At 59.4% G+C, this 604-nt stretch carries 1 pseudogene; it reads right to left on the minus strand.

The features are described from left to right. A pseudogene (locus ACIP1X_RS14935) lies at nt 1-604 on the minus strand (phenylacyl-CoA dehydrogenase); the annotation flags it as partial.

The raw sequence follows: 604 nt of genomic DNA on the forward strand, positions 1-604 counted from the left end.
CGTCGGCTTTCTTCTTCTCTTCTTCATCGACGCCGTATTTGACGATGTCGACCTGTTTGGCGGTGAAGTACACCATCGCACGGTTGCCTTCGGCGAACGCCTTCATGGTCAACAGCATGCGGCGTACGTCAGGGTGCACGATGATCGGGTCAGCGGCTTTTTCCGGCGCTTTCGGGCCAGTCAGCGAGCGCATTTGCAGACGATCGCGAGCGTATTTCAGGCCGCCCTGGAAACCGATTTCGGCGTGGGCCAGACCTTGCAGCGCGGTACCCAGACGTGCGGTGTTCATAAAGGTGAACATGCAGTTCAGGCCTTTGTTCGCCGGGCCGATCAGGTAACCGGTGGCGCCGTCGAAGTTCATCACGCAAGTGGCGTTGCCGTGGATGCCCATCTTGTGTTCCAGCGAACCGCAGGTCACTGCGTTGCGCTCACCGACGGTGCCATCAGCGTTCGGCATGAACTTTGGAACGATGAACAGCGAGATGCCTTTGGTGCCAGCCGGTGCGTCCGGCAGGCGGGCCAGCACGATGTGGACGATGTTGTCGGCCATGTCGTGTTCACCGGCCGAGATGAAGATCTTGGTGCCGGAGACTTTGTAGGAACC

The sequence above is a fragment of the Pseudomonas sp. NPDC088885 genome, assembly GCF_044750025.1.
In the GTDB taxonomy this organism is placed as follows: domain Bacteria; phylum Pseudomonadota; class Gammaproteobacteria; order Pseudomonadales; family Pseudomonadaceae; genus Aquipseudomonas; species Aquipseudomonas rustica.